The sequence below is a fragment of the Streptococcus sp. HMSC066E07 genome, assembly GCF_001814695.1.
Classification (GTDB): Bacteria; Bacillota; Bacilli; order Lactobacillales; family Streptococcaceae; genus Streptococcus; species Streptococcus hominis.
In genome coordinates, this window is record NZ_KV817417.1 from 51,189 (window position 1) to 57,791 (window position 6,603).

General features: G+C 40.2%; 6 protein-coding genes. 5 read left to right on the forward strand and 1 reads right to left on the reverse strand.

The genetic code is table 11. From position 1 onward, the window contains the following. The first annotated feature begins 52 nt into the window (after positions 1-52). Positions 53-2,878 carry an excinuclease ABC subunit UvrA gene (gene uvrA, locus HMPREF2984_RS01935; RefSeq protein WP_070670209.1) on the forward strand — a complete coding sequence of 942 codons (2,826 nt, stop codon included), beginning with the start codon at positions 53-55 and terminating at the stop codon, positions 2,876-2,878. Positions 2,879-2,915: 37 nt separating this feature from the next. On the opposite strand, the gene HMPREF2984_RS01940 is transcribed toward uvrA, so the two are convergent. Next, positions 2,916-3,671: a hypothetical protein gene (locus HMPREF2984_RS01940; RefSeq protein ID WP_070670212.1), complete on the reverse strand. Its 756-nt coding sequence runs from the start codon at positions 3,669-3,671 to the stop codon at positions 2,916-2,918. 147 nt (positions 3,672-3,818) lie between these two features. Between HMPREF2984_RS01940 and HMPREF2984_RS01945 the strand changes: the two genes are divergently transcribed. From HMPREF2984_RS01945 to nusB, 4 genes are all read left to right on the forward strand, one after another. After that, a complete protein-coding gene (locus tag HMPREF2984_RS01945) occupies positions 3,819-4,880 on the forward strand; it encodes a M24 family metallopeptidase (protein WP_070670215.1) in 1,062 nt (353 codons plus the stop codon). 58 nt (positions 4,881-4,938) lie between these two features. Next, on the forward strand, positions 4,939-5,499 hold the full coding sequence (efp, locus tag HMPREF2984_RS01950) for an elongation factor P (protein ID WP_003037772.1): 561 nt from the start codon (positions 4,939-4,941) through the stop codon (positions 5,497-5,499). A gap of 110 nt (positions 5,500-5,609) precedes the next feature. Further along, positions 5,610-5,999, forward strand: a complete 390-nt coding sequence (locus HMPREF2984_RS01955; protein ID WP_003037725.1) for an Asp23/Gls24 family envelope stress response protein — start codon at positions 5,610-5,612, stop codon at positions 5,997-5,999. After that, complete coding sequence (gene nusB / locus HMPREF2984_RS01960; protein WP_003039673.1) at positions 5,992-6,417, forward strand: transcription antitermination factor NusB; 426 nt, start codon at positions 5,992-5,994, stop codon at positions 6,415-6,417. Before HMPREF2984_RS01955 ends, nusB begins: the two co-directional genes overlap by 8 nt. Positions 6,418-6,603: the final 186 nt, after the last annotated feature.

Sequence of the window (6,603 nt, forward strand, 5' to 3'; positions counted from 1 at the left end):
TGTAGAAAATTTTGTTATAATAAAAAGAAGTTTAAAATAAAGTGTGGTAAGAATGCAGGATAAAATTATCATTCATGGAGCACGAGCTCATAATTTAAAAAATATTGATGTCACAATTCCGCGAGACAAGTTGGTTGTCGTGACTGGTTTGTCTGGTTCAGGCAAATCTAGCTTAGCTTTTGACACTCTCTATGCAGAGGGGCAACGTCGCTATGTAGAAAGTTTGTCTGCCTATGCCCGCCAATTTTTGGGCAATATGGAAAAACCAGACGTGGACTCAATTGACGGACTTAGTCCAGCCATTTCTATTGATCAAAAAACGACCAGCAAGAATCCGCGGTCAACAGTCGGAACAGCTACAGAAATCAATGATTACCTCCGTTTGCTCTATGCGCGTGTGGGAACTCCATATTGTATCAATGGGCATGGAGCCATTAAAGCTTCTTCTGTAGAACAAATCGTCAATCAAGTTTTGGAATTACCCGAACGTCAGCGGTTGCAAATTCTAGCGCCCATTGTTCGCAAGAAAAAAGGGCAACACAAGACAATTTTTGAGAAAATTCAAAAAGACGGATACGTACGTATGCGCGTGGACGGAGATATTTATGATGTCACAGAAGTTCCAGAGCTTTCTAAAACAAAAAAGCACGATATCGAAGTAGTGGTAGACCGGATTGTTATTAAGGACGGTGTACGCAGTCGGTTATTTGATTCGATTGAAGCAGCCTTAAGAATTGCAGACGGTTATGTGGTGATTGACACGATGGATGACAAGGAATTACTCTTTTCCGAGCATTATGCGTGTCCAGTCTGTGGCTTTACGGTTCCTGAACTCGAACCGCGCCTTTTCTCTTTTAATGCCCCCTTTGGATCCTGCTCTGACTGTGACGGTCTGGGTGTGAAGTTGGAAGTGGACTTGGATATGGTGGTTCCTGACAGTAGTAAGACCTTGCGGGAAGGCGCTTTGGCTCCTTGGAATCCTATTTCTTCAAATTACTATCCTCAAATGCTAGAGCAGGCAATGACGGAATTTGGTATTGATATGGATAAACCATTTGAGGAACTGACCGAAGATGAACAACAACTAATCTTCTTTGGTTCTGAAGGACGAGAATTTCATTTTCATTATGAAAATGAATTCGGTGGCGTGCGAGATATCGACATTCCTTTTGAAGGAGTGGTAACCAATATAAACCGTCGCTACCATGAGACCAATAGTGATTTCACTCGTACCCAGATGCGAACCTATATGAATGAGCTGACGTGTGCAAGCTGCCATGGTTATCGACTGAATCCACAAGCCTTGTCTGTTAAAGTGGGGGGTGAAGGTGGTCTTAATATTGGCCAAGTATCTGATTTGTCTATTGCAGATCATTTAGAATTACTTTCTCATCTGACTTTGACTGAAAATGAAGTGGCCATTGCAACACCGATTATCAAAGAAATCCGCGATCGCTTGACATTTCTTAATAATGTCGGACTTAATTATCTAACTCTATCTCGTTCTGCAGGCACGCTGTCGGGTGGTGAGAGCCAGCGGATCCGCTTGGCGACTCAAATCGGCTCTAATCTCAGCGGTGTTCTTTATATCTTAGATGAGCCTTCTATCGGTCTTCATCAGCGGGATAATGATCGCTTGATTGCCAGTCTCAAGAAAATGCGTGATTTGGGCAATACTCTGATTGTTGTTGAACATGATGAGGACACCATGCGTGAAGCTGATTGGTTAATTGATGTTGGACCTGGAGCTGGTGTTTTCGGTGGCGAAATTGTTGCAGCAGGAACTCCAGAACAAGTTGCGAAAAACAAAAAATCCATTACAGGTCAATACTTGTCAGGCAAGCGTAAGATTGAAGTTCCTCTGGAGCGCCGCGTAGGAAACGGCCGCTTTATCGAAATCACAGGTGCGCAAGAGCACAATTTACAAAATATCACAGCGCATTTCCCTTTAGGGAAATTCATTGCTGTGACGGGGGTTTCTGGTTCCGGAAAGTCTACTCTGGTTAATTCGATTTTGAAAAAGGCGATTGCGCAAAAGCTCAATCGAAATTCAGATAAACCAGGGAAATTTAAAAAGATTTCAGGTATTGAGCATATCGATCGTTTGATTGATATTGACCAAAGCCCGATTGGACGGACTCCTCGCTCCAATCCTGCTACTTATACTGGGGTTTTCGATGATATTCGTGACCTTTTTGCCAAGACCAATGAAGCCAAAATTCGCGGTTATAAAAAGGGGCGCTTTAGTTTCAATGTCAAGGGTGGACGTTGTGAAGCCTGCTCTGGAGACGGGATTATCAAGATTGAGATGCATTTTCTACCAGATGTCTACGTTCCTTGTGAAGTTTGTCACGGCACTCGCTACAATAGTGAAACTCTGGAAGTGCATTATAAGGATAAGAATATCGCACAAGTTTTGGATATGACAGTCAATGACGCAGTCGAATTCTTCAAACATATTCCGAAAATCGAGCGCAAATTACAAACGATTAAAGATGTTGGGCTAGGTTATGTGACTTTGGGACAACCTGCAACAACCCTTTCTGGTGGGGAAGCACAGCGCATGAAGCTGGCTTCTGAGTTGCACAAACGTTCCACAGGGAAATCTTTCTACATATTGGATGAGCCAACTACAGGTCTGCACACGGAGGATATTGCGAAACTTCTCCAAGTGCTATCACGTTTTGTAGACGATGGCAACACGGTTCTCGTCATCGAACATAATTTGGACGTTATTAAGACAGCCGATTACATTATTGACCTTGGACCAGAAGGTGGTATTGGTGGAGGTACTATTATTGCAACTGGCACACCAGAAGAAGTAGCTACAAACTCTGCTAGCTATACTGGCCAGTATCTAAAAGGAAAGTTAAAATAAGATTTAAAAGACTCTGCTTTTTTAGGCAGAGTCTTTTTTATAATAAATTACGAATTTTTTCTTTTATAAATGGGTTAAGAGAATAGTGTTTATCCAGATATTCTAGGAGTGCTTGAGCAGACTCAGAAATGCGTTCGTAACCTTGCAAAAAGTGAGGCAATTGCTTGGCTTCCTTTGGATAACCTTCTTCAAATCGTCTGTTGGTATTAAAGACATCTATAAAATTAGATTGAGAAGTTGCTTCCAAACTGATTAGTTCAGTCCAAAGCTTGACGGATCTGTTTTGGATGAAATCATAAGCAGCTAATTTTTCGCCTCGCTGATAGCGACCTAGCCCTAAATATAGATTACATGAAATTTCTCCCAACAGCCATTCACGGTCTCTGTTTTCTTTTGATGGCAGTCTTTGTGGCTGACAGATTGTTTCATCAAAACCGACCTCCTTCCAGATAATCTTGCCTTCAGTAAAGGGAATGTTTACTAGTTCATGAGCTTCAAAGACAGCAAATTCACAAAAAACATCATCTTCAAATAGAACTTTATGTCCGTCCACTGTATTTTGGTAGTGAAATGCAATTGGTTCTAGCTTACTTAACCAGGTTAGGTCTTGGATATAGGTCTGCTTGTAGCCATCTTTTCCAATAACAAAGAAGTCTAAATCTGAGTACTGATCCAATCGTTCTCTTTCTGTTCCGCAAGAACCAAGTGCCAGCAAAGCTAGTGCTTGTTTCGAATCTTTTAGAGACTGACCAATCTCATCTAGTCTTTGTAACAGTAATTCTGTTTTATTCATATCGTTACCTCATTCTTTCTTGTTTAACAAAAATTATACATTTAGCGCTTTCAAATGTCAATTTCATCTAATCCTAACTATATAGATTGTATTATTTTCGGTATTTTTTTGCTATAATAAATTGAATCATTTTACGGAGGTTTTCTCATGTTATCAAGAGTTGAAAAATTTGAAGTAGCCTTAAAACAGACAGAGTGTGATGCTGTTTTAGTAACCAATCTGAAGAATATTTACTATCTAACGGGTTTTAGCGGAACAGAAGCGACAGTTTTCATTAGCAAAACGCGACGGATTTTTTTGACAGATTCCCGCTATACCTTGATTGCCAAAGGCGTGGTAAAAGATTTTGATATTGTCGAAACGCGTGATGCTTTGGGGGAAATCGCTAAAATTATTGGGGGCGATAAATTAGAAAAAATTGGCTTTGATGATCAAGTGTCCTATGCCTACTTCAAAATGCTGAAACGCGTATTTGCAGCCTATGAACTGATACCTATGAGCAGTTTCATTGAAAATCTACGCATGATAAAAGATGCGGAAGAAATTGATACGATTCGAAAAGCTTGTCAAATTTCTGACCAAGCCTTTCTAGATGTTTTGGATTTTATCAAGCCGGGGCAAACAACGGAGCTACAAGTCATGAACTTTTTAGATGCTCGCATGCGGCAACTTGGCGCGTCAGGAGCCTCTTTTGACTTTATTATTGCATCAGGTTACCGCTCTGCCATGCCGCATGGGGTTGCCAGTGAGAAGGTAATCCAGACTGGTGAGACGTTGACCATGGATTTTGGTTGCTACTACAAGCATTACGTCAGCGATATGACGCGAACTATTCATGTCGGTCATGTGACGGATGAGGAGCGTGAGATTTACGATATTGTATTACGGAGCAACCAAGCTCTGATTGAAGCGGCGAAAGCTGGTATGAGTCGTATTGAGTTTGATCAAGTACCGCGCAAAGTGATTAACGATGCAGGTTACGGACAATATTTCACGCACGGGATTGGGCATGGGATTGGTCTTGATATTCATGAAATCCCTTACTTTGGTAAGTCCTCTGAGCCGATTGAAACAGGGATGGTCTTAACAGATGAGCCAGGTATCTATCTGGATGGTAAATATGGCGTCCGTATTGAAGATGATCTTGTCATTACGGAAACAGGTTGCGAAGTATTGACCCTTTCCCCAAAAGAGTTAATTGTTATTTGAGAATTGTCAATGTTTATGATAAAATAAAGAGAAATCTATTTTAAAAGAGGTAATAATAATGATTGAAGCAAGTAAGCTAAAAGCTGGTATGACGTTTGAAACAACGGACGGCAAATTGATTCGTGTCCTTGAAGCAAGCCACCATAAACCAGGTAAAGGGAATACTGTTATGCGTATGAAATTACGGGATGTACGCACAGGTTCAACTTTTGACACAACTTACCGCCCTGAAGAAAAATTTGAACAAGCAATTATTGAAACGCGCCCAGCACAATACTTGTACCAAATGGATGACACAGCTTATTTCATGGATACAGAGTCATTTGAGCAATATGAAATCCCAGTAGCGAATGTAGAACAAGAATTGAAATTTATTCTTGAAAATTCAGAAGTGAAAATTCAATTCTACGGAAGCGAAGTTATCGGTGTTACGGTTCCAACGACTGTAGAATTAGTCGTAACAGATACACAACCTTCTATTAAAGGAGCAACGGTAACAGGTTCTGGTAAGCCAGCTACTCTTGAAACAGGTCTGGTAGTGAACGTACCGGACTTTATCGAAGTTGGACAAAAATTGATTATCAATACGCAAGAAGGAACTTACATTTCTCGTGCATAATTTATGCTAAGAACTAGAAGTTCTTAAATTACTATCAAATTCAGACTGAGAGCCTGACAAATATTGTGCAGACTCCTTAAATGTCTTTGTGTCTTAAGAAAGGACAAGTTATGGCAACTGAACAATTAGGCGAAATCGTTATCGCACCGCGTGTCTTAGAAAAAATTATTGCCATTGCAACGGCTAAAGTGGACGGTGTTTACTCTTTCGCAAATAAAAGCATGTCTGACAGCCTTGCAAAACGTTCTTTAGGACGTGGCGTCTATCTTCATACTGCCAGTGATGGTGAAGTAACTGTTGACATTTATTTATACTTAGAATACGGTGTAGGGGTTCCAGCAGTAGCTGTTGCTATTCAAAAAGCTGTTAAAAGTGCTGTTTCTGATATGGCAGAAGTTGAATTATCCGCAGTAAACATCCATGTAGCGGGTATTGTGCCTGAAAAAACACCAAAACCAGATTTAAAAGATTTGTTCGATGAGGATTTCCTCAATGACTGATGTACAACTGGAAGCAAGAAGAGAACTACGTGAACGTGCATTTCAAGCATTAATGAGTTTGGAATATGAAAAAGACATTGTAGAAGCGTGTCGTTTTGCATATCTCTATGATAAAGATATGACAAACGATTCTGATGTGGAAATTCCAGCCTTTTTATTGAACCTCGTCACGGGTGTTGAACAGTCTAAAAACGAGTTGGATGACAAGCTTAGCCAGTACCTAAAAGAAGGTTGGACTTTGGAACGTCTTACATTGGTAGAAAAAAATATTCTTCGCTTGGGATTGTTTGAGATGACAGAGTTTGATACACCTCAACTAGTCGCAATCAATGAAGCAATTGAGCTATCTAAAAAATTCTCAGATGAAAAATCGAGCAAGTTTATCAATGGCATTTTGAGTAAATTTGTTATAGAATAACTTTTAAGAAGAAATGAACATAGATTGAGAGAACGAATTTCGTTCTCTCTTTTTCAATTTTTTTCGCTGAACAGTTTCAGAAAACCTCTGAAGTGACAGGAATGTTGCTCACGAGACCCAAAAGAGATGCACTAAGATAAAAAATAGATAGAAGAAAACCAAAGGGTTCTCCTTCATGTTATCCTT